The organism is Oryzomonas sagensis (assembly GCF_008802355.1).
Taxonomy (GTDB): Bacteria; Desulfobacterota; Desulfuromonadia; order Geobacterales; family Pseudopelobacteraceae; genus Oryzomonas; species Oryzomonas sagensis.
The window spans coordinates 306,331-332,335 of record NZ_VZRA01000003.1 but is presented as its reverse complement, the minus strand read 5'-3'; the positions used below and the strand labels follow the sequence as shown (position 1 = coordinate 332,335).

Below are 26,005 nucleotides of genomic sequence, written 5' to 3'. Positions count from 1 at the left end.
CGGGTGACGGGCCGCGGCCTCTCGTGCCTTGAACCTAATAAAAACCCCGTGATGTTACAAGATAAAAGTAAACATTCCCTGCATATTTTTTGTCCGGCCGCAACAAATCAGCGGGCAAACGGTCTGGCAACTTGACAAACGGTGCGGACAGGGCAAAATGGCTCTGACGTTTACGACCACAACCGGAGGTTATCATGGGCGATCTTACACTTTGGAAGCGTTATACTACCTATCTCTGCCTGTGTCCAAAGCTGGGGTTGTCTCTGGATATCAGCCGCATGGGGTTCCCTGAAGCGTTTCCGGATCACATGGAACCGTCCATGCAACGGGCCTTCACCGCCATGAAGGAATTGGAGGCCGGCGCCGTGGCCAATCCGGACGAACAGCGCATGGTGGGGCACTACTGGCTGAGAAACACCGCCCTCGCTCCGACCGGCGAGATCCGGGACCAGATTGCGTCGGCCCTCGACCAGATCAAAAACTTCAGCCAACGCATCCACTCTGGCACGATAACGTCGCAAAATAACGAGATATTTAAAAATATTCTCATCATCGGCATCGGCGGTTCGGCCCTGGGACCGCAGTTCGTGGCCGAGGCCCTCGGCACGTCCGGTGACCGGATGAAGCCCTCGTTCCTCGACAACACCGATCCCGACGGCATGGACCGGGTGTTCGCCGAACTGGGGGACGACCTGGGTCGCACCCTGGCCATCGTCATCTCCAAGAGCGGCTCTACCAAGGAGACCCGCAACGGCATGCTGGAGACCCAGGCCGCCTACCGGCGCGCAGGGTTGGAGTTTGCCCGCCACGCCGTGGCCGTGACCGGCGCCGGAAGCGAACTGGACAGGCTTGCCGCCGCAGAAGGGTGGATTGCCCGCTTCCCCATGTGGGACTGGGTCGGCGGCCGGACCTCCGTGACCTCTGCGGTCGGCCTGCTCCCGGCAGCCTTGCAGGGGCTCGACATCACGGCCCTGCTGGCCGGTGCCGCGGCCTGCGACGCCGTCACCCGCCAGACGGAGACCCGGCAGAACCCCGCCGCGCTCATGGCCCTGATGTGGCACTACGCCACAAACGGGCACGGGGAGAAGGATATGGTCATGCTCCCCTACAAGGACCGTCTGCTGCTCTTCTCCCGCTACCTGCAACAGCTGATCATGGAGTCCATCGGCAAGGAAGCGGACCTGGGGGGGAACATCGTCACCCAGGGTATGACGGTCTACGGCAACAAGGGGTCCACCGACCAGCACGCCTATGTGCAGCAGCTGCGTGAGGGGGTGGCCAATTTCTTCGTGACCTTCGTTGAGGTATTGTACGACCGGGAAAAGCCCTCGATGCAGGTGGAAGAAGGGGTTACCAGCGGAGATTTCCTGTTCGGCTTTTTCCAGGGGACCCGCCAGGCACTGTACGAGAAGGGGCGCGAATCCATGACCATCACCGTGGAGCGGATCGACGCCTTTACGGTGGGCGTCCTGATCGCCCTGTTCGAGCGCGCCGTCGGCCTGTACGCCAGTCTGATCAATGTCAACGCCTACCACCAGCCCGGGGTCGAGGCGGGGAAGAAGGCGGCCGGTGCGGTCATAGCCCTGCAAAAGGAGATCGTGGGACTGCTCGGGAAGGGGCAAAACGCCATGACTGCGGGCGAAATTGCCGCAAGCCTCGGCAAACCGGAGGCGGTGGAGCAGGTCTTCGCCATCCTGCGGCACCTGGCGGCCAATCCTGATCGGGGTGTTGCGGCGGTGTGCGAGGGGAATGTCGGCGAGTGGCGATTTAGGGCGAAGCAATAAACAAACTAACTTCTGCCACAGAGACACGGAGACACGGAGAAAGTCAAAAACATAAATTCTCGAAATAAGTTGTTCATGGACCCAAAGCCTGTGTTTTTATTTTCTCTGTGAACCTCTGTGAACCTCTGTGTCTCCGTGTCTCTGTGGCAGATTTTTGTTTTCAAATCTAGCTACCCCGTGGTTTCGTCCGCCGCGTCGGTTGGGCGCTCCAGGGGTCGTCCGGCCAGGGGTGCTTGGGATACCGCCCCTTCAACTCCTTTTTCACCTCATGGTAGGCGCCGTTCCAAAACCCCTTCAGGTCCCGCGTGACCTGTATCGGCCTCCCGGCCGGCGACAGGAGGTGCAGCAACACCCCGGCCCTCCCCCTGGCAATGGCCGGCGTATCCGCCAACCCGAACAGCTCTTGCAGCTTCACTGCCAGTACCGGCCATTCCCCGGCCGCATAATCGAGCCTGATGCGGGAGCCGCTCGGCACCTCCAGATGTGTCGGGGCCAGTTCGTCCAAAAGCCGCTGGCGGCGGTAGTCCAACAGCCCGAGCAGCAGCGGGGCGACATTCAGCGCCCGCAATTGCTGGGCGGTGCGCACCCCTGCCAGATGCGGCCCCAGCCACTCCTCCAGCGTCTCCAGCAGGTTTTCGTCCGACAGGTCCGGCCACCCCTCCTCCGGCAGGGCCTGGCGCAGAAGCGCCACCCTCCCCTGTACCCGCCGGACCGCATCATCCATGTCGAGCAATTCCAGACGGGATGCCCGCACCGCCTCCAGGATTACGGGGCATAACTCCTCATTGCCGGGGGTGTAGGGTACAGACGCAAGCCTGAGCGCCCCGATACACTCCTCCCTGGCCGCCACCACACGTTTTTCCCGCTCGTTCCAGGCGATTGTGTTCCGCTGGACGATCAGCCCGGCGCATTCCTGGCGCAGAAGGTCCTCTCCAACCTCCGAGGCCAGGTGGATGATCCCCTCACCCTGACCGCCGCCGTCCACATCCACCGCCACGATGTATTCGGCCTTCCGCGCCACACTGCGGGGCGAGAGCCGGGCGCCCCGGCCGCTCGCCAGCAGATAGCGCCCCTCCCCGTCCCCGCGGCGCCGGGCCAGCCGGTCGGGATAAGCGGCCAACAGCAGCCGGGCTGTCGCCTCATCCGCATCGACCGACCGTTCCTTGCCGGCGGCTGGCTTCAACAGGCGTTCCAACTGGCGGCTCACCCGCTCCACCGCCTTCAGACTCGCCGCGTCGGCCCGTCCTCCGCCGGAACCGCCGCTGCGCCAAGCGTGCAGGCATTCCAGGCGTTCCACCATGTCCGACGGCCCCACACGGGGTGCGCGCTCGCCTCGGGCCGTGCGGAAGATATCCCGCTCGGAGACCAGGGCCGCCAGGTCGCAGCCGAGCCGCGCGCAGCCCAGCTCCTGGGCCCGCAGCAGCAACCTGCTCAGGCGTGGGTGGAGCGGCAACCGCATCATGGACCGCCCCTGGGGGGTGATGCGCCCCTGGATATCCAGGACGCCCAGGTCGGCCAGCAGGTGTCGCCCTACGGCCAGGGACGCAGCGGGGGGCGGATCGAGCCACGCCAAGTCTTTGGGATCGTGAACGCCCCAGGCAGCCAGTTCCAATACCAGGGGCGACAGGTCGGTATCCAGAATCTCCGGCGGGGTGTGGGGCGTCATGGCGCTCAGGGTGTGGCGGCTGAACAGGCGATAACAGGCCCCCGGCCCGAGCCTGCCCGCCCTCCCCTTGCGCTGTTCGGCGGAGGAGGCGGATTCGCGCACCGTGACCAGCCGGTTCATGCCGCTGGCCGGGTCAAAGCGGAGCCTCCGCGAGAGGCCGCTGTCGATCACCGTCCGCACCCCCTCGATGGTCAGGCTGGTCTCGGCGATGCTGGTGGCCAGCACCACCTTGCGCAGCCTGCCGGGTTGAACGGCCCGCTGCTGTTCATCGAAGGGGAGATCGCCGTACAGTTGATGGACCGCAATCCCCCTCTCCCCTAAGCCGCATCCGGCAAGCAGGGAGGCGCAGATGCGGATCTCGCCGCTGCCGGGGAGAAACGCCAGCAGGTCCCCTTCGGTCTCGTGCAGCGCCCGCTGGATGGCGGCGACCATACGGTCGGGAAGCCGCGCAGGCGAGCGCTCGTCCAGGTAGACCTCCTCCACCGGAAAGGAGCGGCCGGCGGAACTCAGCACCGGGGCTTCCCCCATGAGACGCGCCAGGGGGTCCACGTCCAGGGTGGCCGACATAACCAGAATCTTCAGGTCCGGCCGCACCTGGCGCTGCACATCCAGGCAGAGCGCCAGCCCCACGTCGGCTTGAATGCTCCGTTCGTGGAACTCGTCGAAGATCACCATCCCCACCCCTTCCAGCAGGGGATCGTTCTGGATGCGGCGGGTCAGAATCCCCTCGGTGACGACCTCGACCCGGGTGGCGGACGATACCCGGCTCTCGAAGCGGATCGAATAGCCCACCGTCTGCCCCGCCTCTTCCCCCAGGGTGCGCGCCATCCAGCGGGCAGCCGATGCCGCGGCGATGCGGCGCGGTTCGAGCATGACGATGCGGCCCGCTTCGGGCGGGATGATGTCCAGCAGTGCCAGGGGAACACGGGTGGTCTTGCCGGCGCCGGGCGGGGCGTGCAAAACCATGCACGGGGACGTGCGGGCGGTCTGGAGGAGGCGGGGAAGGATGTGGTCAATGGGGAGCGGTGTCGTCGTCACAGCCTGATCAAGTCCTCATGTTCCTCGTCATGGGGGTTGATGTGGATCATCACGTCGCCCACATTGGGAAATCCCTGGAAGATGAGCTTCTTCACCAGGGTGGCCACATCGTGGGACTCCTTGACCGTCATGGCGGGGTCCATATCCAATTTGAGGTCAATGATCATGTACTGGCCGGAACGGCGGGCGCGGATGCCGTGGACATGCTCCACCCGGGCTACGCTCTCCGCCAGGCGGGTGACCTCGCTCACAAAATCCGGCGGGGCGGCGCCGTCCATCAGATCGTTGGCCGATTCCCGGAAGGTCTGAAAACCGATGTGCAGGATGAAAAACGAGGTCAGGCCGGCCGCCAGGGGGTCCATGATCCCCCAGCCGAAATAGGCCCCCCCTACGCCCGCCAGGGTCGAGATCGACGTGATGGCATCCTTGCGGTGATCCTTGGCAACCGCCAGAAGCGCGGGGCTCTCCAGGCGTGCGCCGGTTTTTTGCGAGAAGCGGTAGAGCCATTCCTTGATGATGATGGTGATAAAAGCCGCAAAAACGGCGATCAGCCCGGGCGATTTGAAGTCGCGGTCGATGACGGCATGGACCGATTCAACCAGGATCCAGGCGCCGGTTGCGACGATAACCATGGAGACAAACAGGGCCGCCAGACTTTCGGCCCGGCCATGGCCGTAGGGATGCTTCTCATCGAAGGGTTTGCGGCCCAGCTTGAGCGCCACCATGGTGGAGAAGAGGGCGACGAAATCGCAGGCACTCTCGATACCGTCGGCGAACACGGCGTCAGAACGCCCCCAGTAGCCGGCGGCCAGCTTGAAGACCATCAGCACCGCATTGACCCAAAAACCGATGCGGATGATACTTTCCGCCTGATCAAAACGCTCATTGCGCTGCATGCATCACTCCGTGGGACGTAAGTCCTTCACCCGCAACTGCAGGGTGGAGTTGCCGTTCCATTCGTTCATCTCCGGGAAAAACGCTATATCAACCATACCAGGGAGTTCCCGGGACGCAAGACGGAAGGCGATGGCGTTGAAGTGGCACCCTCCCCCGGCCAGCCGCAGCTTCAGATGCCCGTCCCCCACCACGCGATGCTCCATGACCCGCAGCCCACGCATGAGCAGCACCGGTTCGGGATTGCCGGCGCCGAACGGTTCCAGCCGTTTCAGTTCCCGTGCCAGTTCCGGTGTGATATCTCCCGGCTGCGCCTCGGCATCCACATCCAACTGCGCCACGAGATCATCCGCCGTCAAGAGCCGGGCCGCCTCGGCCTCGAAGGCGGCGGCAAAGGCGGGGACCGCGTCTGCCCGCAGACCGACCCCCGCGGCGTACCGATGACCGCCGAAACGCTCCAGGAAAGGAGAGCAGGCCGTGACGGCGTCCAGCAGGTGAAAGCCGGTGATGCTGCGGCCCGACCCCTTGGCTCCGCCCTCCTCGTCAAGACTGATCAGGATCGTCGGCCGGTGATACCGTTCCACCAGACGCGAGGCCACAATACCCACCACCCCCTGATGCCAGTTTTGGGAGGCCAGGACAATGCTGCGGCAATCGGGGTACGCCCCGGACGTCTCAACCATTTCAACCGCTTCATCCAGGATGCGCCGTTCGGTGGCCTGGCGCTCGGCATTGGCGGCATCCAGGTCCTCGGCGATTCCTTGGGACTCAGTTTGATCAATGCTCAGCAGCAGATCGACCCCCGGAACGGCGCTTTCCATACGGCCTGCGGCGTTCAGGCGTGGAGCGAGGCGGAAGCCGACCTGTCCGCAACTCACCCCGCCCGTCACCCCGGCGACCCGTTTGAGCGCCTGGATGCCAGGCTTCGTGGCTGCGGAGAGCTGTTTAAGACCGTGAAAGGCGAATATGCGGTTCTGCCCGGTGAGCGGGACCACATCGGCGATGGTGCCCAAGGCCACCAGATCGAGCCATTCCCGCAGGTCCGGCTCATGCCCCCCCGTGAAGGCTCCCTCGTCACGCAGGGCCATGCGCAGGGCCACCAGCAGGTTGAAGGCCACTCCGACCCCGGCCAGGGACTTGAAGGGGTAGGGACAGCCGGGTTGCATCGGGTTCACCACGGCAGCGGCATCCGGAAGCGTTTCCTTGGGCAGGTGGTGATCGACGACGATCAGGTCAATCCCCTGCTCACGGCAGAACAGCGCCTCTTCAACCGCCGTAATGCCGCAGTCCACCGATACGATCAGGTTAGCCCCCAGGGCAATGATCCCCTGGATGGCCTCCCGGTTCAGCCCGTAGCCGTCATCGAAACGGTTCGGAATGAAATAGCGGCAGGAAAAGCCGGTCTGCCGCAGAAAGGAGACCAGGAGGGCGGTGCCCGAGATGCCGTCCACGTCGTAATCGCCATAGATGCAGATGGTGTCCCGGTTGCGGCGCGCCGCCAACAGTCGCTTGACCGCCGCCGCCATCCCCCGCAACAGAAGCGGATCGAGCATGTCCGAGAGTGACGGTGCCAGGAACGGGCCTGCTTCCCTGGCGGTTTCGATCCCCCTGGCGGCAAGCACGGCGGCCGTAAGCCGGTGCAGGGCAAGGTCGGTGCCGAGACGCTCGACCGTTGCCGTAGCTATCTTTTTCGTATTCCATTTTTTGTGCAAATCAGGTCATCCTTGCCCGGCGCCTCGACCGATGCCGGGGTAAAAAAAAATCCCCCGTCAGGCGGGGGATTTTTTTGTCTATTTCGTGGCCGGCGGTGTTCCCTTACTGTACTGCTCGATCATGCCCTTGATCTGAATGGCGGTGGCGCTGGTCGGGTCGACCTCGATGTATTTTTTCCAGTACGGCAGCCCCTTTTCCGGCTGTTTCATGTCGACGGCGTAGACGATTCCCATATTATACAAGCTCTGGAGATGCTTGGGGTCAAGCGTCAGAGCCTTGCCGAAGTTGACAATGGCCTTGTCGTACCACCCCACCCTGCGGTACATGACCCCCTGGTCGGTAAGAACGTTGGGGTTGTTCGGGTCCAGTTCCAACGCCTTGGCGTAGGCGCCGATAGCTTTCTGCGCCTGGTCGGTATCAAAATAGTCGTTACCCAGAGAAATCCAGACCGTCACATTTTTGGGGTCCTGGGCAACGACTTTCTCCGCTTCGGCAATACGGCGGGCGTAATCGGTCGGACTGCCGGAGCCGGCCGGGATAGCCGGCATGGCCTGTTCTTGTTTATGGGTGGAGCTGATACTGAACACGAGATAACCACCTAAAAGACCGGCTATCAGCGCCACAACAGCTATGATTATATTTTCGTTTTTCAATGGCTGTTTCTCCTTCAGAATTTCAGTCCCTGAGTTGGTCAGGCCTTGCCGCCCTGTTTTGCCAGAGCGCGGTTTTCCAGCAGGACCACGATGGGGCTGGCCACGAAGACAGACGAATAGGTGCCGACCAGTACGCCGACCAGGAGGGCAAGCGAGAAGTCGTGGATCACTTCGCCGCCGAACAGGAACAGCGATGCTGCCGCGAGAAAAACGGTCGTGGAGGTAACGATGGTACGGGAAAGCACCTCGTTGATACTCTCGTTGAAGATATTCTGCATCGCCCCTTTGAGGTTTTTGTGCAGATTCTCGCGAATGCGGTCGAACACGACCACCGTGTCGGTCAGGGAATAACCGGCAATGGTCAGTACCGCGGTGATGAACAGCAGGTTTATTTCCTTGTTGAACAGGTAAAAGACCGCAAACATGGCCAGACAGTCGTGGATGGTCGCCACGGTGGCGCCGATGCCGAACTTGAAGTCAAAACGCCAGGCGATGTACAGGATGATGCCCAGAAGCGAAATGGCTACCGCCACCAGGGTGTCTTTGCGCAGCTTGTCGCCGATGGAGGGACCGATCTCGGTGGTGCTCTCCACGACAAATGGATTATCGGCAAACTCGCTGGTGAAGGAGGTCTTGACCGCATCGGCGGACTTGCCGACGGCAGCCCCGGCGTTCTTGTCGATCTTGATCAACAGCTTATTGCCTTCCTTGATCTCCTGCAGATCGACCCGGGCGATGCCGTGCTTGTGCAGCGCCGTACGCGCATCCGCCATTGCTATCGGCTTGGCGAACTTGAGCTGCATGGAGGTGCCGCCGGAGAAGTCGATCCCCATGTTGGCCGCACCGCGGGTAATCTGAATGAGGCCGATAATGCCCAGAACGGCGATGATCGACGATATGACGAAGGAAATGTTGCGTTTTCCGATAAAATCTATGTTGGTCTTGCCCAGAAGATGCAAATGCATGTGCTCCCCCTATATGCTCATATTCTTGACGGTCCCCTTGTGCAGGAACAGGTCGAAGGTCACCTTGGTGCCGATCAGCGAGGTAAACAGGTTGATGATGACACCCAGGCTGAGGGAAACGGCAAATCCCTTGACCGGACCGGTGCCGAACTGGAACAGCACCGCCGCCGTGATCAGGGTGGTGATGTGGGAGTCCATGATGGTCAGGAAGGCCTTGTCATAACCCGCATCCAGAGCCGCCTTGGGGCTTTTTCCCAACGCAAGCTCCTCGCGGATACGCTCGAAGATCAGAACGTTTGAGTCAACCGACATACCGATCAGAAGAACGATAGCGGCGATGCCCGGCAGGGTCAGGGTTGCCCCCATGGCCGCCAGCGCCCCCATCAGGTAGATCACGTTCAGCACCATGCCTATGTTGGCCACCATGCCGGACAGTTTGTAGTAGATCGCCATAAAGACGACGACCAGAACCACCCCGATCAGGCCGGCCATCAATCCCTTGTTGATGGAATCCTGTCCCAGGGAGGGGCCGACGGTCACGTTCTGAATGATCTTGACCGGCGCGGGGAGCGCCCCGGCGCGGAGCACGATGGCCAGGTCGGAGGCGGTTTTCTCGGTGAAGTTGCCCGATATCTGGGCGCTGCCGCCGGAGATGCGTTCCCGAATGACCGGGGCTGAATAGATGTTGTTGTCCAACACGATGGCAAAGCGCTTGCCCACGTTGGCGGCGGTCACCTGATCGAACAGCTTGGCGCCCAGGGCGTTGAAGTCAATGGCCACATAGGGCTGGTTGAACTGGGAGTCGATGCGTACCTGGGCGTCGGTCAGCAGGTCGCCGGTGATGAGCGATTTTTTCTGCAGCACGTAGGGCACTTCGCTGACGGCACCGGTGGCCGCGTCCACGGACTTCTCTTTCATGATTTCAGCATCGTCGGGAATGGTGACCGCGGAGGGAGGAATATCCTCACGAACCATCTTGAACTCAAGCCGCGCCGTGCGCCCGATCAGTTCGATGGCGCGCTGCGGGTCCTTGATGCCGGGAAGCTGCACGACGATATGATTGATACCCTCGCGCTGGATGATCGGCTCGGAAACGCCGAACTGGTCTATCCTGTTCCTGATGGTCTCCAGGGCCTGCTGAACCGCCTTGTCCTTGCGGTCCTGGGCGTCCTTTTCGTTCACCCGCAGACTGAGGGCGACGAAACCGCCTTCATCGTGGAGAGGGCTCTGCTCATAGGTGGGGTACTTGTCCTTGAGAAGCTTCTGCACCGCATCGGCAGTTCCCTTTTCATACAGAACCACTGTTACCGCGTCGGAGCCGGTCCGGCTGATTCGTTTGAAATGGAGGTTCTTTCCGGTCAGCGTGTCCTCCAGATCGGTGGCCACGATATCCAGGGTACCTTCGACCGCCTTCTGGGTGTCCACTTCGAGCACCAGGTGCGTCCCGCCCTGAAGGTCAAGGCCCAGATGGATCTTGTCCTTGGGAAGCACACTCCACCAGGATGGCAGTTTGGATACCAGGGTCGGGGTCAGGTAGAGAAACGACAGCAGGACGAAAATGCCTATAAGGCCAATACGCCAGCCAATTCCTTTCGGCATGAGGCTCATTCTCCCTTCGATGTAATTGCATTATATACCGTGTTGCACTTCGTGCCCTGTTACGGTTGTAACATTCTATCTAGTCTTTCTTTATGGTCGCGACATAGCTTTTGGTGATCTTGATGTTGACGCCGGGCGCAACCTCCATGGTCACAATGGTGTCGTCGACCGAGGTCACCTTGCCGTGCACCCCGCCGGCAGTGATGATAAGATCGCCCTTTTTGAGGGCCTCCAACAGGGTTCTGTGTTCCTTGGCCTTCTTCTGTTGCGGGCGGATCAGCAGGAAGTAAAAAATGCCGAACATCAAAACCAGGGGAATAGCCTGCTGAAAGGCGGCCATTCCACCCGCCTGCCCTGTTGCTCCCCCTGGGGGCCCTGCCATCGCAAACGCTAATCCTAACATCTAGCTCTCCTCCTTTTTTTGAACGTGATTATCCGTTTGGCTGCCGTAAAAGTCCCGGCGGAACTCGGTGAAGCGGTTTTCCCGAATCGCCCCGCGCATCCGGCGCATCAGGTCGAGATAATAATACAGATTGTGGTAGGTATTCAACTGGGAAGCCAAAATTTCTCCGGCCCGGTAAAGATGCCGCAGGTAGGCGCGGGAATAGGTGCGGCACACATGGCAGCCGCATGCCGGATCGAGGGGGCCCCCGTCCTCCTCGTACGCCTTGGCCTTGATGTTGATCCGCCCCTGGCTGGTAAAGAGCATGCCGTTTCTGGCATTGCGGGTCGGCATGACGCAATCGAACATATCGAAGCCGTGCCAGACCGCCTCGACCAGGTCTTCCGGCGCGCCGATCCCCATGATGTACCGGGGCGCATCCTGGGGCATGAGCGGGGCGCAAGACTCCATCACCCCGTACATCTGCTCCTTTTCCTCCCCCACCGAAAGCCCGCCCAGGGCGTAGCCGTCAAAGCCTACGGCGCAGATTTCGTTCAGGCTGCGGGCGCGCAGGTCGTGATGCATGCCCCCCTGGATAATGCCGAACAACTGCTGCCCCTCCCGGCTGTGGGCCTCCTTGCAGCGTTTCGCCCAGCGGGTCGTCATCTCCAGGGAGCGGCTGACGTAGTCGTAATCGGCAGTTGCCGCAGGGCACTCGTCGAAGCACATGATGATGTCCGCCCCCAGCGCCTCCTGGATCTTGATGGAAAGCTCCGGCGTCAGCACGTGATAGGAGCCGTCCAGGTGTGACTGGAATTTGACCCCCTCCTCGCTGATCTTGCGCAGTTCCCCCAGACTGAAGACCTGAAAGCCGCCGCTGTCGGTGAGGATCGGCCCCGACCAGTTCATGAAGCGGTGCAGGCCGCCCAGCGTCTCCACCAGCCGGTGGCCGGGGCGCAGATACAGGTGGTAGGTATTGGCCAGGATGATCTGGGCGTGAACCGCCCGCAGATCCTCGGGGGTCATGGCCTTGACGGTGGCGTTGGTGCCCACCGGCATGAAGATCGGCGTTTCAATATCACCATGGGGTGTTTTCAAAGAGCCGAGGCGCGCCCCACACGAGGCGTCGCGGTGAATAACGGAAAAAGTGCCGGACACACGCCCTCTCATATCAGTAACATTGCATCGCCGTAGCTGTAGAATCTGAAACCGCGGGTAACGGCCTCCCGGTAGGCGTCAAGAACGAACTCCCGTCCGGCAAAGGCAGACACCAGCATGAGCAGCGTCGATTCCGGAAGGTGAAAATTGGTTATCAGGCCATCTACCACCCGGAAGCGATAACCGGGGTAGATGAAGATATCGGCCTCACCGGCACCGGCCCGAATGCGACCGTCGTCATCGGCGGCAAATTCCAGCGCCCTGGCGCTGGTGGTGCCGACCGCGACCACCCTTCCCCCCCGTTCCTTCGTGGAACGGATGGCGTCGGCGGTTTCAGGGGAGATTTCATACCATTCCCGGTGGATGCGGTGTTCTTCCACCTGTTCCACCCGCACCGGTTTGAAGGTCCCAAGACCGGTATGCAGGGTCAACCGGGCGCTGCCCACCCCCGTGGCCGCCAGCGCAGCCAGCAGTTCACGGGTGAAATGGAGCCCGGCCGTGGGTGCGGCCACCGCCCCAGGGGTGGAGGCGATCACCGTCTGATAGCGCTCCCGGTCCTGCACATCGTCATCGCGCTGCAGATAGGGGGGGAGCGGAATGTGCCCCTCCCGATCGAGCCACGTATCGAAAGGCTCGGCGCCCGAAAATGCCACCCGCCACGACTCCGGCCCCTGACGGGTGATCACCCGTGCGCTCATTCCGGCGGCAAGCAGGATCGGTTGCCCCTCCCTGAAACGTTTCGAACCGCGCAGGAGGCATTCCCACTCGTCTCCCTCGGCGGTCAACCGTTTCACCAGGAAGAGTTCCACACTCCCGCCGGTTACCTTGGTTCCGAACAGCCGGGCAGGAATGACCCGCGTGTCGTTCATCACCAGCAGGTCGCCGGGACGCAGATACTGCCCCAGATGGGCGAAAACATCCTCACCGATCGTTTTTGAACTGCGGTCCAGCAGCATCAGGCGCGACGCATCACGCTTGGGAGCGGGGTAGCGGGCGATCAGTTCCTGGGGCAGATGGTAAGTAAAATCTTTGACGAGCATAGCAGTTACGACCGTTCAGCGAATGCCAGAGAGCTTTTTCAGTTCTGTGCCGGGATAGTAGTAGGAAAGGATCTCGGCGTACGAAAATCCTTCCAAGGCTCGTTGCTTGGCGCCCCACTGGCAGAGCCCCACGCCGTGTCCATTGCCTAAGCCGGAAAAGACCGCATCACCGTTAACAACCCTGACGGTGAAATTGGTGCTCTTGATGACCCCGTAACCGACAGCCTTGCGGAACTGGTCGCCGGTTATGGCGATATCGCCCCGTTGAGCCACGGCGATGACGTTTTTCAACCGGCCCCGATTGTTGCGGGCCCCGCCCCGGATATCCGTCAAGCCTGCCGCCTTGAAACCGGCAGCCCTGAGCCTGCCCTCCAGCTCTTTCAGGGGCAGCCTCTGGTCCCAGGAACTGGACGACGACAGCAGGCAGTACTGGCAATCGACACCTTTGAGATAGGGGATGCTTGCCCCCCACACATTCTCCGCCGCCTCGGTTTTGCCGCCGCAGTTGGAATGATAGAATGCCTGAATGACGGCGCCGTCGTATGTCAGCACCTCACCGGTCGTTTCGGAAACCCCTCGCCGGGCACGACTGTCCTCGATCTCGCAGCCGTTATACACTTGGTCGATAACCGATGATTCGAGATGGTACAGCGCATTGCGCCGGGCCTCTCTCCGGTTGATGGCATAGGTTCTGGCGATCACCGCCTGGGCCTTGATCGCTTCGATCGGCCAGGCGGAGGATATCTCGCAGTTGATCAACCCGACGAGGTAGTCTTCGAGGGGCAACTCGTTGACGACCACCAGCCCCTTATCGCTGAAACTTATCTCGGCTATCCCGCGGTACGGTTTCCCATTGATACGGACTGCCGAAGCTGCCGAGAAGACCAGCCGGCGATAGGTGACGCCATCCACCGCCACCTCGCCACGACTCGCCTTGACAGTCACCGGGGCTTTCACGGCAACCGCGGCGCCGTTTTCCCTCACCGCCAGGAGGCCTTCGCCGTCCACGGTGACACCTTGGGCGTTCTTGGCGATTGCGACCCTGATCGTATCTGACGAAAGCGCGGCATCACTCTTGCGCCCCGCTGAAACAACAAAGGCCGAGACAATCAAAAATCCGACCAGAAATATGCGTATCTTTATCAGTTGCAAAACTCGATGATAAGACCACATAAACGGGCTACCTGTCAATTTGTTTTAATGCCCGGCCACTGCAGTCGAAAAGTGGGGCAGTTCCGAAAATTTACCGTTGTAAAGTGGCCGGAGACTGGTTACACTGACGCCGCAATGACTCGTCACGACACCACCATATCGCCGTTTCGTCCATCACGGCCCCAGTCACCTTCCGGCAGGGGGCGATGGTGAGCACACTGCTCTCGATCAAAAACCTGAGCACCTGTTTCAGAACCCCGCACGGAGTCCTGCCGGCGGTCAACGACGTCAGCCTGGAGGTCGACAGGGGAAGCACCGTTGCCCTTGTGGGCGAATCGGGCTCGGGCAAGTCATTGACCGCCCTCTCCATCATGCGGCTCATCCCCTCGCCGGGCTTCATCCGTTCCGGCGCGATCACCTTCGACGGGACCGATCTCGTCCCGCTCCCCGAGGATGCCATGCGCTCCATCCGGGGCAGCAGGATATCCATGGTATTCCAGGAGCCCATGACCTCACTCAACCCGGTCCTGCGCATCGGGGAGCAGATTGGGGAACCGCTCCGGCTGCACCGGGGCATGTCTCGCCGCGAGGCGGCCGAATACGGCGAGGAGCTGCTGCGCAAGGTGGGGATACCGTCCTCCGGCGACCGCATGCGCGACTATCCCCACCAATTGAGCGGCGGCATGCGCCAGCGGGTGATGATCGCCATGGCCCTGGCCTGCAACCCGGCACTCCTGATAGCCGACGAGCCGACGACCGCCCTGGATGTCACCATTCAGGCCCAGATTCTTGAACTGATCGATTCTCTCCGGCAGGCGGCGGACATGGGCATCCTGCTGATCACCCACGATCTGGGCATTGTGGCCGAGCGCTCCGAGAGAACCTGCGTCATGTATGCCGGCCGTATCGTGGAATCGGCCCCGACGGCGGAACTCCTCGGCGCCCCCCGGCACCCCTATACCGCTGCACTCTTGGCATCCCTTCCCCAGAACGCGCAACCGGGACAGCCGCTTGCCACCCTTCCGGGGCAGCCTCCCGGCCTGACGAAGGAACTGCCCGGATGCGGTTTCTGCGAACGCTGTCCCGTGGCCTCCCCCCCATGCCGCACCCAGGTCCCCGGGTTGGAGGAGGTCGCTCCCGGCCACTACGTACGCTGTTGGAAACGCCTATGACACCGAATCCGCCACTTCTCAGCGGAATAAAGCTCCGCAAACAATTCCGGGTCAGTGCCGGACCCGCCTCGCAAACAGGGCTGCTCACCTCGGTTGACGGGGTTGACGTGGAGATCGCCAGGGGTGAAACCGTCGGTATTGCCGGTGAGTCCGGGTGCGGGAAATCGACCCTGGGCAAGATACTGGCCGGCCTCATGTCCCCCGACGGGGGGGAGGTCCGCTACTGCGGCAGGGCGATCCACTCGCTCCCTCCGGCGGAACGGGAACGATTCCGGCGGCGGACTCAGATGATCTTCCAGGACCCCTTCTCCTCCCTGAACCCGCGCATGCGCATCGGCGACTCCATCGCCGAGCCGTTGATCATTGACGGAGGCAGTTCGCGACAGGCGATACGCGCAACAATGCTGCGGCTCTTGGAAACCGTCGGCCTGAAGGCGGAGCACGCCAACCGCTTCCCCGACGAATTCTCCGGCGGTCAGCGCCAGCGCATCGGCATTGCGCGCGCCCTGGCCTCGTCGCCCGAGATCATCATAGCCGACGAACCGGTTTCCTCCCTGGACATCTCCATCCAGGCCCAGATCATCAATCTCCTCCAGGCCATGAAGTCCGAACACCACCTGACCATGGCCATCATCTCCCACGATCTTTCGGTCCTGCGGCATATCTGCGACCGGGTGCTGGTCATGTACCTGGGGGTGATCGTCGAGAGTGCGCCGGCAGCCCAACTCTTCCAGCAGTATCAACACCCCTACAGCGAGGCGCTGATCGCAGCCATCCCGCGCATCAGCGGCCAACCGGGACACACGGCGGTCGTCCTTGCCGGCGACCTCCCGTCTCCCCTGGCCATCCCCTCGGGATGCCGTTTCCATCCCCGCTGCCGTTATGCCGTCGAACTCTGCCGCACCACACCGCCGGCGCTGGAAGAGAAACGGGACGGCCACTTCGCGGCCTGCCATCTGAGCAGGGACATCTTCCCCGGCTGACCGGCCCTTTCTTTGGACATTATCAATGTTCTCCCTTTTGCCCTTGACAGCATAGAAATCAATATATATATTTTTTCAATATTTATTCATACGAGGCACACTGATGGAATTTAATATCAATAAGCAATTTGCCGCTGAGGCGGAGGTTTTGAAGGTACTGGGCCATCCGATCAGGCTCAAGATCGTGGCCGGCCTCTGCACCCAGGAATGTAATGTGAAACATATCTGGGAGTGTCTCAACCTGCCCCAAGCCACGGTATCCCAACACCTGGCCCTGTTGAAGCATAAGGGGATCATCGAGGGTAAACGGGAAGGGGTCGAGGTGCACTACAGCGTCATTCACCCCCTGGCCAAGAAGATCATCGCCGCACTGTAGCAACTTGGTTTCAAGCCGGTTTTAGTATGAGGTAGATCACCTCATAGGTGGCAGGGATTTTGCCGTCCACAAGGAAACGCCGCCGATAGGCCTCGGACATATCCTTGAGAATACCGCGCCACCCGAGCCCCCCGGCACCGCCCCGTGACGCCGTTCCGGCGCCGATGCCCTTGATGGACGAGAGGAGCCCCTGCACGTCGGGGTGATACTCCATCTCGATCTCGCTGGTCACCAGCGCCTCCCCGGCGCCGAACCGCTCCACCGCCTGCCGCGCCGCCTCAATCGCCATGAAACGATGCAGACGCCCCATACGCGGGTCGTCTCCCGGCGTACGCCGGGAGAGCGCCTCGCGGTAGCACTCCTGCAATTCCCACAGCGTCGTGCCGCCAAAAAAGGCCAAGGCGATCACCCCATCCCGCTTGACCACCCTCCGGCATTCTTCGAGACAGCCATCCAGGGAATCGAGCCATTGCAACGTCGATGCGGAGACCACAAGATCGAACGTCCCCCCCCGGAAAGGGAGATGCTCCGCGTCGCCATTGACAAGCAGGCACTCCTCCCCCCCCTTGGCGCCGGCGTGGACGAGCATGTTGAAAGCCAGGTCGAGCCCGCAGCACATGGCGTCTGGGTAGCGCCGCTTCAGAGCGCCCGCCAGCGCCCCGGTGCCGCACCCGATATCCAGCGCGGCGCGGGGTGCCGCTGCGATATGTGCCTCCACCAGCTCCATAAGGCGCCGCACCACCCGCTGCTGCACGGAAGCGAACCGGTCGTATGCGTCAGCATGCCGGTGAAATGATCTGCCGACCTTGCGCCTGTCAAACACGGCCCCGCACCTCCCGGCAGTAATCCGTAAGAAGGGCATTCACCGCGTCGCAACGGGTCAGGAAGGGCGCATGGCCGCAGTCGTCATACGACGCATGGCGGCAGGCGGGTATACGTTCCGCCATGTAGGCCGAAGCCGGAGCGGGACAGATCGGATCGAGTCCGCCGCTGATCACCAGGGTCGGCAGGTCGATGGCGGCAAGCTCTGACCTCACGTCGGCCTCCGCGAGCGATGTCAGGGATTGAAGCGCCACCTCCGTTTCCGGAGCCGGTATCCCCGCCACCAGGGCACGAATCTCGTCCGCGCGGTCATTCCCGGCCAGTTCGCCGGAGGCAAACATGCGTGCGGCAAACCCCTCAAGGGCCCGTTTCAGGTTGCGACGGACCTTGAGGGCCATGCCCGCGGCCTCAACCGGCGCGAGCCCATGGGGAAAATCCGCCTGGGAGGTGAAGCGGGGCGTGCCGCAGATCAGTACCAGCCCGTCCAGCCGTTCCCTGAGCAGGGGAACAGCGCTTATCGCCACCTGGGTGCCCAGGGACCAGCCCGCCAGGATGGCGCCATGCAGGTCGAGATGGCGGAAAAGCGCCGCAAGGTCGGCAACGTAGGTCTCACGGCGGCATCCGGCGGAGCCGTGCGGGGAATCCCCGTGACCGCGCAGGTCCGGGGCGATCACGCGGAAACCGGCAGAGAGCCGGTCGAGCTGGAAGCGCCATATGGCAGAGGACATGCACCAGCCATGGATCAGTACCAGGGCAGGTCCCTGCCCCTGCTCCCGATACCAGAGGCGGTCACCGCCACAACCTTCATACCACGGCATCAGATAACCCCCAAACGCCGGCCGACCGCAATGATCCGCTCCGCAGCCCAGATCAGGTCGTCGCTGCCATGGGTCGCCATGAGGGTAAAACGGAGCCGACAAGCACCGGCAGGTACGGTGGGGGGGCGTATCCCCTGAACATACACCCCTTCATCCAACAGCATCTCGGAAAACCTCATGGTGGTGTCGGCCTGCCCGGTCACAAGTGGTACGATCTGAGTTGTGCCGTCGGGGAGATTGAACCCGGCCGAACGCATGCTGTTTCTGAACAGGTCGCTCTTGCGGCGGAGCTGATCCCGCCGGTTCGCCCCTTCCGGCGACTGCACCAATTCGATGGCCGCAAGAGACGCCGCCAGCACCGACGGCGGCAGGGAGGTGGAAAAGATAAAGCTGCGGGCCCGATTGAGCAACAGCTCCCGCAACTCCTGCGAAACCGCGGCATAGGCGCCGTAGCTCCCCAGGGCCTTGCCGAAGGTCCCCATGAGGACATCCACCCCCTCCGTGACGCCCAGCATCTCGGCGGTCCCCCTCCCCTGCTCGCCGAGGACCCCGCCGCCGTGGGCGTCATCCACCATCAGGAGCGCCCCGTGGGCGGCCTTGAGCCCGGCCAGTTCCCTGAGGGGGGCAATATCGCCATCCATGCTGAAGACGCCGTCCGTAACGATCAGGGCGCGTCCTGAACCGCGCTGTTTTTCCAGCAACCGGGCCAGGGCGTTGTGGTCGTTATGGGGGTAGCGCACCAACCGGGCACCGGACAAAAGCGCGCCGTCAATGATGCTGGCATGGTTGAGCCGGTCGGAAAAGATGGTGTCGCCGCGCCCGACCAAAGCCGAAATGATGCCGGTATTTGCGGCATAGCCGCTGTTGAAGAGCAGCGCAGCCTCGGTCTGCTTGAAGCGGGCAACCGCGGCCTCCAGGCGCTCATGCAGTTCCATGGTGCCGGACACGAGCCGCGAGGCGCCGCTCGACACGCCGAACCGTTCCGCTGCGTCGGCCGCGGCCGCGATCAAGGACGGATGGTCGGCAAGCCCCAGATAGTTGTTGGAGCAGAGCAGCAGCAGCTTTTTACCGTCCATCTCCACCCACGCCGATTGGCGTCCCTGGATGAGATGCGTCGTGCGGTACAATCCCCGCTCCCGGATCTGTTCCAATTCTTGCTGAATGGAGATTTCCACAGCACCCCCGAATAGTCAACCGATGCAAGCGCATGGGTTGACAAATGTGACAAAAAAAGATGGAAAACAATGCGGCCGGTTCACCTTCCCCATGAACCGCACCGGGCTCTAACCAAGGGGCAGGGCAAACGTAAAGGTCGTCCCTTCGTCCTGACAGCTTGTGAAGGAAACCCTGCCCCTGAGATAGCGTTCTCCGAACAGCTTCATGCTGTACGTGCCGATACCGCGGCCCGACAACGATTTTGTGCTGAAGGAGCGCTTGAACAGTTGCAACTGCACCTCCGGCGGGATGACACCCCGGTTGTGCACATCAATGGTTACCCAGGCGCCGTCCGTAACCGCCGAAAGGGTCACCACGCCTCCCACCGGCGTTGCCTCAAGGGCATTCAGCGTCATGTTGCCGATGATCCGCCGCAGGATGGCCGCGTCGGTGGCAACGGTGCAATCGGGCCCGTCCTTCAGCACCAGGCTCCTGCCGGGCGTTTTGTCGTGGTAGTCGAACAGCCGGGTGGTTTCCTGCAGTACCGCCCGGATGCTCACCGGGGAGACTTCCGGTACAAACTCCCCCTGTTCCGCTTCCAACAGGTTGCGCTGTCCCCGAATCTCGTCCAGCAGATTTTCCGATAGTGCCACAAGCCAGGCGACATACTCAGTCCGCACGCGCTCCGGCACATCCTCCTGTTCCGCCAGGAGGGAGGCCAAACCGTGAATGCCACCGGTCGTATTGATGACGTCGTGGAAAAAAAGGCGCTCCAAGACCTGACGACGCTTTTCGCTGCTGATATCCTGGAGCACCACGACGGTGAACTTCTGGTCATGGATCTGCAGTGGCGTTGCCGTTGCCTGCATATCGAGGGCAAGGGTCTGGTGACCCTGCAAGGTGACCAGGCACTCCCGTACGATCTGCCCGCCGCTCTCCTGGCTGTTTAAAAGGGCGAGCACAACGCCGCATACGGAACAATAGTCCCCAGTACCGCACCCGCCGGGAAAATCGCCGGCATGGGCACAGTTAAGCGCTTCGCCGAGGCGCTTGCCTACCAGCACCGTATCGTCGGCAGTCCCGATAAGCTTGAGCACGTTACGGTTCAAAGCCACGACCTGCCGCTGTTCGTTCACCAGCATCGCGTAGCCCGGCATGGCCTGGATGAGGGCATCCACAATCCCTTCACCGAGAACGGCGCGCCGCTGTTCCGCCATAACCTCGTTGGAAGCCCGTCCGGCAGGGGCAAACCGGGTCACGGAAAGAACCGAATGTTCGTCTGTCATGAACCGCCCTCCTACAGACAGGAAGTAAGTCCGCGCTCCGCCAGTTGCTCGACGACCTTTTTCACGTCCTGAGCCCGCTGGCGGTCACACACCAACAGGGCATCGGGGGTTGAAACCACCACCAGCCCCTTGACCCCGACCGTGGCCACGACCTTGCCATCGACATAGATCAGGCAATCGGACGAATCGATCGCCACATGACCGGCGGCATTGATGCACACCGTACCGGAGGTATCCGGGGTAACCACCTCGGGCAGCGCGCTCCAGCTCCCCACATCGCTCCACCCCATTTCGACCGGCACAACCTGCACCTTGGAGGACTTTTCCATAACGGCATAATCTATGGAAACACCTTCAATCGAGTCGTACATCGCCCTGATCTGCGCTGCCAGGTCGGAGAGTTCCCACACATCGCTGGTAAACGAGATTCCCGACAAGGCCCTCCCCAAGCCGGGCAGATAAAAGGCAATTTCACTCAGTATCGTATCGCAGCGCCAGATGAACATCCCGCTGTTCCAAAAAAAATTTCCCTCTTCCAGATAGCGGATCGCCTGTGCAAGGGGCGGTTTTTCCACGAAGCGGCGCACCGGGAACGGTCCGTCGCCGCGCAGTTCCAGATCGGCCTCGATATAGCCGTAGCCGGTCTCGGGGCGGGACGGCATGATACCCAGGGTCACCAGGTAACCGTTGCGCGCCGCATGGCCGGCGTGGACCAGGGTTGCCCGGAGGCACTCCTCGTCCTTGATGAAGTGGTCCGCAGGCAAAACCGCCATGATCCCGGTCGGGTCATGGGCGGCAATGATGGCGGCGGCCAGCCCGATGGCCGGGGCGGTATTCCGTGCAGACGGCTCGGCGATGACATCGATGGGCACATCCCGGTACCGGGAGAGTTGCAGTTCGGTCTCTTCGGCCTGAATCTGGTTGGTGATCACCAGGATGCGTTTGGGAAGGAGCGGCAGCACCCGTTCCACCGTCCGCTGGAGCATGGTCCTGTCCCCGGTGAGGGAGATGAGCTGTTTGGGACGCGCAGCCCGGGACAGGGGCCAGAAACGGGTGCCGGAACCTCCGGCAAGGATCACGATGTACACGAAGAGCCCCCTCCTTACTTGTATTGAATGCGGTCTATGAAGTCGGCCACTTCCCGGGCCAGGCTGCTGAGAGTCTCGCTGGTGTCGAAGACATCCCACAGGGTTTGGCGGAAATAGGCGACCTCCTGGCCGGTTGCGCCATCGTACAGTGTTGCCGTGATGGATATGCGGAAGCGCCCGATCCTGGTAAAACGTCCCTTCAGCACCAGCGTCGTCCCGGTTACCTGACCGTCGCGAGCCACGTCCTGATAGGTATGCCGTGAGCGGACGTAACGTTCTATCTGCTCGGCAAATTCCGCCGGCATTTGGGCGTAGCGCCGTTCGCGCTCGCCCATGCGCCCTTCCGGGACGCTGGTGTACAATTCGCGATTCAGTTCAAAGTTGCGGATGACCAGGGATTTATAGGTTGCCATCGGTTGCTTGTTGGTGACCACCTCCTCGTCCACAACCGTCGTGGAGGTGGTGGCGCAGGCCGGCAGCACCAGCAACAAAACGATGGCAGCAATATATTTCGTATAGTTAGACATACATAACCGCAGCAGAGCTTTAAGATGCATCGGGCAGGGTGCAGCGATTGTAATCATCATCGAAACGGACGATATCGTCTTCGCCGAGATACTCGCCGCTCTGCACCTCGATGACTACCAAGGGAATCTTCCCCGGATTTTCCAGGCGGTGATTCTTTCCGATCGGGATAAAGGTGGATTCGTTGACATTGATGAAAAGCACATCATCGCCACAGGTGACCTTGGCAATGCCGGACACGACGATCCAATGTTCGCTGCGGTGGTGGTGTTTCTGCAACGACAAACGTTGTCCCGGCTTGACCTCGATGCGCTTGATCTTGTAGCTGGTGTTCTCGTCCAGCACGACGTATGAACCCCAAGGGCGCTCTCCCCGTTCCATATCCTCTCCCTTACCCTGGCTGTTATTTTCTCAATTTCAAATACGACCGCAGCGCATCCCGCCACGGCTGCAGCCGATAGCCGCCGTCATGGGCCAGCTTGCCGCACTCCAGCGTTGAATAGAGCGGACGCCTCGCCGGACGGTTCAACTGCTCGGTGGTCATGGCGGTGACCTTTACCGTCATACCCGCCTCCTGAAAGATGGCGCGGGCAAAATCGTTCCACGAACAGTACCCCTCGTTGGCGGCATGGTACACGCCCCGGCACCCCTTTTCCAACAGAGCCACAACGGCGTGGGCCAGGTCCACGGTCCAGGTGGGCGAGCCGATCTGGTCGTCCACCACCGAGAGTTCATCCCGTTCCGAGCCTAAGCGCAGCATGGTTTCGACGAAGTTCTTGCCGTGGAGGCCGTAGAGCCATTGAGTGCGCACGATCAGGTGATCGGGGTTGACGGCCGCGTTCATCTCGCCGGCCAGCTTGGACTCGCCATAGACGCTGAGGGGGTTGGGGGCGTCGTCTTCCCGGTAGGGTGTGCCCTTGCTGCCGTCGAAGACGTAATCGCTACTGATCTGGACCAGACGCGCTCCGATCGTGCGGCTCGCCATGGCCAGATGGCCCACCCCTTCCCCATTGACCTGCATGGCGGTTTCCTGATTGCTCTCGCAACCGTCCACGTCGGTGTATGCGGCGCAATTGATCACCACCGCCGGACGCACCGCCGTGAGAACGCGTTCCACGGACTCCAGGGAGGTGATGTCGATCCCGTCGATATCCACCCCCCGCCCCCTATCGCCGAGCAGGGTCATCAAATCCCGGCCCAGCATGCCGTTGGCTCCGACAACCAGAATCATTGTTTGCCCCCGTACTGCTGCGTGTAGTATTCGCGGTACGCGCCGGAGGTGACCTCGGCCACCCACTCCTGATTGGCCAGGTACCAGTCGATGGTCTCGGCGATGCCCTGCTCGAAGGTGTAGGCAGGCCCCCAGCCCAAATCGCGCTTCAGCTTTGAGGCGTCAATGGCATAGCGACGGTCATGGCCGGGACGATCCTTGACAAAGGCGATCAGGCTGCGATTCTCGCCGGCGGAACGGCCCAGCCGCGCATCCAGCAGGTCGCAGACCAGGTGGACGATATCGATGTTCTTCCACTCGTTGTTGCCGCCGATGTTGTAAACCGAGCCGGGGGCGGCATGTTTCAGAACCGTCTCCACCGCCGCGCCGTGATCGCGCACATGCAGCCAGTCACGCACGTTGAGACCGTCGCCGTAGACCGGCAGCGGTTTTTTAGTGATGATATTGTGGATCATGAGCGGGATCAGTTTCTCGGGGAAGTGGTAAGGGCCGTAATTATTGGAACAACGGGTATTGAGGGTCGGCATGCCGTAGGTTTCGTGATAGGCCCGCACCAGCAGATCCGCGCCGGCCTTGCTGGCCGAATAGGGAGAGTTGGCGGCCAAAGGGGTCTGTTCGGTAAAATAACCGGCGTCCCCCAGGGAGCCGTAGACCTCGTCCGTCGATATCTGGAGATAGCGGAAGTCAGGCACCGCCCCGGACTGCCAGTGCCGGCGGCTCTCCTCCAGCAGGATCTGCGTTCCCAGCACATTGGTGCGCACGAAGATCTCGGGACCGGTAATGGAGCGGTCCACATGGGATTCTGCGGCAAAATGAACTACCGCATCGACCGCCCGCTCCTTCAAGATGGTCGCCACCAGGGAGGCATCGCAGATGTCCCCCTTGATGAAACGGTAGCGGGGATTGTTCTCCACTGCGGTCAGGTTCTTCAGGTTGCCCGCATAGGTCAGGCAATCCAGGTTGGTCACATCGCAGTCGGGGTTGGCGGCAATGAAGGAATGGATGAAGTTGGAACCGATGAAACCGGCGCCACCGGTCACGAGAAGGGATGTGGGCTTGAATGGCATCTCGGCGATTCTCCTCAGGGACAAAAGGTATTAACCGAAAAAATGTACCATATTTGCCGACGGTCTGCGAATAAAAAAACGCTCGCCGGACCGGCGACAAAGTCCGATGCTTGCCCGTATGATGAAGTTGGTATATAAAACCGGAGTCACTATCTCAATAAAGGAGGAAAACATGACGACAGCAACCTGCCGTTGCGGCGCAACCACCCACAGCCACATGTGCATGCTCAGAAGCAACGGGAAAACCGAGGAGATCGCGCGCATCACCACCGATCCCAAATTCTACTGCTTCACCTGCGGCGCCGAGGCCAACTGCGCCGAGAACCTGTGCGAACCGGCTCCCATCACGGCTTAGGATTCGCTCCACTCGTTCTTGCCGCAGCAGGAAGGAAGCACTCCCGTGGCAGTCAGCAGAACGGTTACGGCGGTGCAGACCTCATCGGCCGTAATGTCGTTCATGCACCGGGCAGCGATAGGGCACGGAGGCGTGGTGCCGAAGGTCGTGCAGGGCGAACAGGGCAACCCCTTGTCGATCACCAGATGGCGATCCCCCCGCGGCGCCCATTTTTTCGCCCTTCCCGGCCCGAACAGCGACACGGTCGGCACCCCTAATCCCACGGCAATGTGCAGCACGCCGGAATCGCCGCTCACCAGCAGGGCGCTTTTCCGAATCACCGCCGCGGTCTCGGACAACGAAGTCCGGCCCGCCAGGTTTACCCCCGTCCCACCGGCAACGATCATCTCCCCCTGCCCTTCGTCCTCCTTGCCCCCCACCACGACAACCGCTACCCCCAGGGCAGCCAGCATCTCAGCCACTTTCCCGAACCTCTCCGCCCCCCAGCGCCGTTCCGGGATGCTGGCACCGGGAAAGATCGTCACAAAGGTTTTCCCTTTGATCTCTCTAAGAAGCGCGCCCCCCCGTTCCGCCGCCTCGCGGGGAATGGCGAGAAAAGGGAAAGAAACCTCGCGTTGCTCGATGCCCAACGGCGCGAGCAGCCTAAAAAAGCTGTCGATCTCATAATAGTCCTGGGAATACGCTATTGGGTGGGTGAACAGGCGCGCACGCTCGTTGGTGGCAAAGCCGATCAACACAGGCGCGCGGGTCAGGCGGGCCACCACGGCCGACAGGCGGTGCCACTGTTCGGTGTCGATGACCACGTCGTAGGTGGTACGCAGGGTGCGGAACAACTCGGCTGGCCTGTCGTAATGGAAGACACGACGAATCTGGGGGGAGAGTCTGAAGATGGCGCTGTTGCGTTTTTCGGCGAGGACATCAATGGTTGCATCCGGGTATGCGGTCTTGATGGCGCTGATTGTGGGTATCAAGTGTACGGCATCGCCGATGCCGCCGGGACGAATGAGGAGGAATGAAGCGGGAGGCCCAGCCGGCAATCGTTGTGGAATGAACGCAGCAATCCAGACGGCAATCCTGCCGACG

Annotated in this window: 25 protein-coding genes; 5 read left to right on the top strand and 20 right to left on the bottom strand. The window is 61.6% G+C overall.

Annotated features, from left to right (window positions below; all coding sequences use genetic code 11):
• Positions 1 to 194 precede the first annotated feature (194 nt).
• Entirely contained in the window at positions 195 to 1,784 is a 1,590-nt protein-coding gene (locus F6V30_RS12360) for a glucose-6-phosphate isomerase (protein WP_151157255.1), read from the top strand.
• 166 nt (positions 1,785 to 1,950) lie between these two features.
• Here F6V30_RS12360 and hrpB read toward each other — a convergent pair whose 3' ends face one another.
• From hrpB to F6V30_RS12310, 10 genes are all read right to left on the bottom strand, one after another.
• Positions 1,951 to 4,488, bottom strand: a complete 2,538-nt coding sequence (gene hrpB / locus F6V30_RS12355; RefSeq protein ID WP_151157254.1) for an ATP-dependent helicase HrpB — start codon at positions 4,486 to 4,488, stop codon at positions 1,951 to 1,953.
• The gene (locus tag F6V30_RS12350; RefSeq protein ID WP_151157253.1) at positions 4,485 to 5,384 is read right to left on the bottom strand and encodes a cation diffusion facilitator family transporter; all 900 of its coding nucleotides are present in this window, start codon (positions 5,382 to 5,384) and stop codon (positions 4,485 to 4,487) included. The genes hrpB and F6V30_RS12350 overlap by 4 nt, the downstream gene beginning before the upstream one ends.
• Before the next feature lie 3 nt (positions 5,385 to 5,387).
• On the bottom strand, positions 5,388 to 7,094 hold the full coding sequence (recJ, locus tag F6V30_RS12345) for a single-stranded-DNA-specific exonuclease RecJ (RefSeq protein WP_151157252.1): 1,707 nt from the start codon (positions 7,092 to 7,094) through the stop codon (positions 5,388 to 5,390).
• A gap of 78 nt (positions 7,095 to 7,172) precedes the next feature.
• Positions 7,173 to 7,748, bottom strand: a complete 576-nt coding sequence (locus tag F6V30_RS12340) for a tetratricopeptide repeat protein (protein WP_151157251.1) — start codon at positions 7,746 to 7,748, stop codon at positions 7,173 to 7,175.
• A 38-nt stretch (positions 7,749 to 7,786) separates the two neighbouring features.
• Complete coding sequence (secF, locus tag F6V30_RS12335) at positions 7,787 to 8,707, bottom strand: protein translocase subunit SecF (RefSeq protein ID WP_151157545.1); 921 nt, start codon at positions 8,705 to 8,707, stop codon at positions 7,787 to 7,789.
• A gap of 15 nt (positions 8,708 to 8,722) precedes the next feature.
• Complete coding sequence (gene secD / locus F6V30_RS12330) at positions 8,723 to 10,312, bottom strand: protein translocase subunit SecD (RefSeq protein WP_151157250.1); 1,590 nt, start codon at positions 10,310 to 10,312, stop codon at positions 8,723 to 8,725.
• Between the two features lie 79 nt (positions 10,313 to 10,391).
• Positions 10,392 to 10,715, bottom strand: a complete 324-nt coding sequence (gene yajC, locus F6V30_RS12325; protein WP_149305859.1) for a preprotein translocase subunit YajC — start codon at positions 10,713 to 10,715, stop codon at positions 10,392 to 10,394.
• Positions 10,716 to 11,864, bottom strand: a complete 1,149-nt coding sequence (gene tgt / locus F6V30_RS12320; RefSeq protein WP_151157249.1) for a tRNA guanosine(34) transglycosylase Tgt — start codon at positions 11,862 to 11,864, stop codon at positions 10,716 to 10,718. It abuts the gene before it with no gap.
• The gene (gene queA / locus F6V30_RS12315; RefSeq protein ID WP_151157248.1) at positions 11,861 to 12,892 is read right to left on the bottom strand and encodes a tRNA preQ1(34) S-adenosylmethionine ribosyltransferase-isomerase QueA; all 1,032 of its coding nucleotides are present in this window, start codon (positions 12,890 to 12,892) and stop codon (positions 11,861 to 11,863) included. Before queA ends, tgt begins: the two co-directional genes overlap by 4 nt.
• Before the next feature lie 15 nt (positions 12,893 to 12,907).
• Positions 12,908 to 13,900 (bottom strand): SpoIID/LytB domain-containing protein, encoded by a 993-nt coding sequence (locus F6V30_RS12310; RefSeq protein WP_246163485.1) that lies wholly within the window; start codon positions 13,898 to 13,900, stop codon positions 12,908 to 12,910.
• Between the two features lie 353 nt (positions 13,901 to 14,253).
• Between F6V30_RS12310 and F6V30_RS12305 the strand changes: the two genes are divergently transcribed.
• From F6V30_RS12305 to F6V30_RS12295, 3 genes are all read left to right on the top strand, one after another.
• Positions 14,254 to 15,216 (top strand): ABC transporter ATP-binding protein, encoded by a 963-nt coding sequence (locus tag F6V30_RS12305; protein ID WP_151157246.1) that lies wholly within the window; start codon positions 14,254 to 14,256, stop codon positions 15,214 to 15,216.
• Complete coding sequence (locus tag F6V30_RS12300; RefSeq protein ID WP_151157245.1) at positions 15,213 to 16,199, top strand: ABC transporter ATP-binding protein; 987 nt, start codon at positions 15,213 to 15,215, stop codon at positions 16,197 to 16,199. The genes F6V30_RS12305 and F6V30_RS12300 overlap by 4 nt, the downstream gene beginning before the upstream one ends.
• Positions 16,200 to 16,302: 103 nt before the next feature.
• Positions 16,303 to 16,575, top strand: coding sequence for an ArsR/SmtB family transcription factor (locus tag F6V30_RS12295; RefSeq protein WP_149305865.1), 273 nt, complete (start codon positions 16,303 to 16,305; stop codon positions 16,573 to 16,575).
• Positions 16,576 to 16,585: 10 nt separating this feature from the next.
• Here the strand turns inward: F6V30_RS12295 and F6V30_RS12290 are convergent, their stop codons facing one another.
• The 9 genes from F6V30_RS12290 to rfbB form a co-directional block, all read right to left on the bottom strand.
• Positions 16,586 to 17,398, bottom strand: a complete 813-nt coding sequence (locus F6V30_RS12290; RefSeq protein WP_151157244.1) for a methyltransferase domain-containing protein — start codon at positions 17,396 to 17,398, stop codon at positions 16,586 to 16,588.
• Positions 17,391 to 18,215: an alpha/beta fold hydrolase gene (locus F6V30_RS12285; protein WP_218043329.1), complete on the bottom strand. Its 825-nt coding sequence runs from the start codon at positions 18,213 to 18,215 to the stop codon at positions 17,391 to 17,393. Before F6V30_RS12285 ends, F6V30_RS12290 begins: the two co-directional genes overlap by 8 nt.
• The gene (gene bioF / locus F6V30_RS12280) at positions 18,215 to 19,390 is read right to left on the bottom strand and encodes an 8-amino-7-oxononanoate synthase (protein WP_151157243.1); all 1,176 of its coding nucleotides are present in this window, start codon (positions 19,388 to 19,390) and stop codon (positions 18,215 to 18,217) included. The genes F6V30_RS12285 and bioF overlap by 1 nt, the downstream gene beginning before the upstream one ends.
• A gap of 108 nt (positions 19,391 to 19,498) precedes the next feature.
• Positions 19,499 to 20,656 carry a sensor histidine kinase gene (locus F6V30_RS12275; RefSeq protein WP_151157242.1) on the bottom strand — a complete coding sequence of 386 codons (1,158 nt, stop codon included), beginning with the start codon at positions 20,654 to 20,656 and terminating at the stop codon, positions 19,499 to 19,501.
• A gap of 11 nt (positions 20,657 to 20,667) precedes the next feature.
• Entirely contained in the window at positions 20,668 to 21,744 is a 1,077-nt protein-coding gene (locus F6V30_RS12270) for a mannose-1-phosphate guanylyltransferase (RefSeq protein ID WP_151157241.1), read from the bottom strand.
• A gap of 14 nt (positions 21,745 to 21,758) precedes the next feature.
• Positions 21,759 to 22,271 (bottom strand): hypothetical protein, encoded by a 513-nt coding sequence (locus F6V30_RS12265; protein ID WP_151157240.1) that lies wholly within the window; start codon positions 22,269 to 22,271, stop codon positions 21,759 to 21,761.
• Between the two features lie 19 nt (positions 22,272 to 22,290).
• Complete coding sequence (locus F6V30_RS12260; protein WP_151157239.1) at positions 22,291 to 22,650, bottom strand: phosphomannose isomerase type II C-terminal cupin domain; 360 nt, start codon at positions 22,648 to 22,650, stop codon at positions 22,291 to 22,293.
• A gap of 22 nt (positions 22,651 to 22,672) precedes the next feature.
• On the bottom strand, positions 22,673 to 23,500 hold the full coding sequence (gene rfbD, locus F6V30_RS12255) for a dTDP-4-dehydrorhamnose reductase (protein WP_151157238.1): 828 nt from the start codon (positions 23,498 to 23,500) through the stop codon (positions 22,673 to 22,675).
• A complete protein-coding gene (rfbB, locus tag F6V30_RS12250) occupies positions 23,497 to 24,567 on the bottom strand; it encodes a dTDP-glucose 4,6-dehydratase (protein ID WP_151157237.1) in 1,071 nt (356 codons plus the stop codon). The genes rfbD and rfbB overlap by 4 nt, the downstream gene beginning before the upstream one ends.
• A 172-nt stretch (positions 24,568 to 24,739) precedes the next feature.
• Between rfbB and F6V30_RS12245 the strand changes: the two genes are divergently transcribed.
• Positions 24,740 to 24,922 (top strand): hypothetical protein, encoded by a 183-nt coding sequence (locus F6V30_RS12245; protein ID WP_151157236.1) that lies wholly within the window; start codon positions 24,740 to 24,742, stop codon positions 24,920 to 24,922.
• On the opposite strand, the gene F6V30_RS12240 is transcribed toward F6V30_RS12245, so the two are convergent.
• On the bottom strand, positions 24,919 to 25,893 hold the full coding sequence (locus tag F6V30_RS12240) for a glycosyltransferase family 9 protein (RefSeq protein WP_246163483.1): 975 nt from the start codon (positions 25,891 to 25,893) through the stop codon (positions 24,919 to 24,921). The two genes, F6V30_RS12245 and F6V30_RS12240, sit on opposite strands and share 4 nt — an antisense overlap.
• Positions 25,894 to 26,005: the final 112 nt, after the last annotated feature.

What these genes read in the sequence shown, in the direction of transcription:
- rfbB (WP_151157237.1), bottom strand. Translation starts at nt 24,567, where the DNA reads ATGCCATTCAAGCCCACATCCCTTCTCGTGACCGGTGGCGCCGGTTTC.
- F6V30_RS12260 (WP_151157239.1), bottom strand. Translation starts at nt 22,650, where the DNA reads ATGGAACGGGGAGAGCGCCCTTGGGGTTCATACGTCGTGCTGGACGAG.
- F6V30_RS12275 (WP_151157242.1), bottom strand. Translation starts at nt 20,656, where the DNA reads ATGACAGACGAACATTCGGTTCTTTCCGTGACCCGGTTTGCCCCTGCC.
- F6V30_RS12265 (WP_151157240.1), bottom strand. Translation starts at nt 22,271, where the DNA reads ATGTCTAACTATACGAAATATATTGCTGCCATCGTTTTGTTGCTGGTG.
- secD (WP_151157250.1), bottom strand. Translation starts at nt 10,312, where the DNA reads ATGCCGAAAGGAATTGGCTGGCGTATTGGCCTTATAGGCATTTTCGTC.
- F6V30_RS12360 (WP_151157255.1), top strand. Translation starts at nt 195, where the DNA reads ATGGGCGATCTTACACTTTGGAAGCGTTATACTACCTATCTCTGCCTG.
- rfbD (WP_151157238.1), bottom strand. Translation starts at nt 23,500, where the DNA reads ATGATTCTGGTTGTCGGAGCCAACGGCATGCTGGGCCGGGATTTGATG.
- F6V30_RS12300 (WP_151157245.1), top strand. Translation starts at nt 15,213, where the DNA reads ATGACACCGAATCCGCCACTTCTCAGCGGAATAAAGCTCCGCAAACAA.
- F6V30_RS12285 (WP_218043329.1), bottom strand. Translation starts at nt 18,215, where the DNA reads ATGCCGTGGTATGAAGGTTGTGGCGGTGACCGCCTCTGGTATCGGGAG.
- F6V30_RS12295 (WP_149305865.1), top strand. Translation starts at nt 16,303, where the DNA reads ATGGAATTTAATATCAATAAGCAATTTGCCGCTGAGGCGGAGGTTTTG.
- queA (WP_151157248.1), bottom strand. Translation starts at nt 12,892, where the DNA reads ATGCTCGTCAAAGATTTTACTTACCATCTGCCCCAGGAACTGATCGCC.
- yajC (WP_149305859.1), bottom strand. Translation starts at nt 10,715, where the DNA reads ATGTTAGGATTAGCGTTTGCGATGGCAGGGCCCCCAGGGGGAGCAACA.
- tgt (WP_151157249.1), bottom strand. Translation starts at nt 11,864, where the DNA reads ATGAGAGGGCGTGTGTCCGGCACTTTTTCCGTTATTCACCGCGACGCC.
- F6V30_RS12245 (WP_151157236.1), top strand. Translation starts at nt 24,740, where the DNA reads ATGACGACAGCAACCTGCCGTTGCGGCGCAACCACCCACAGCCACATG.
- F6V30_RS12350 (WP_151157253.1), bottom strand. Translation starts at nt 5,384, where the DNA reads ATGCAGCGCAATGAGCGTTTTGATCAGGCGGAAAGTATCATCCGCATC.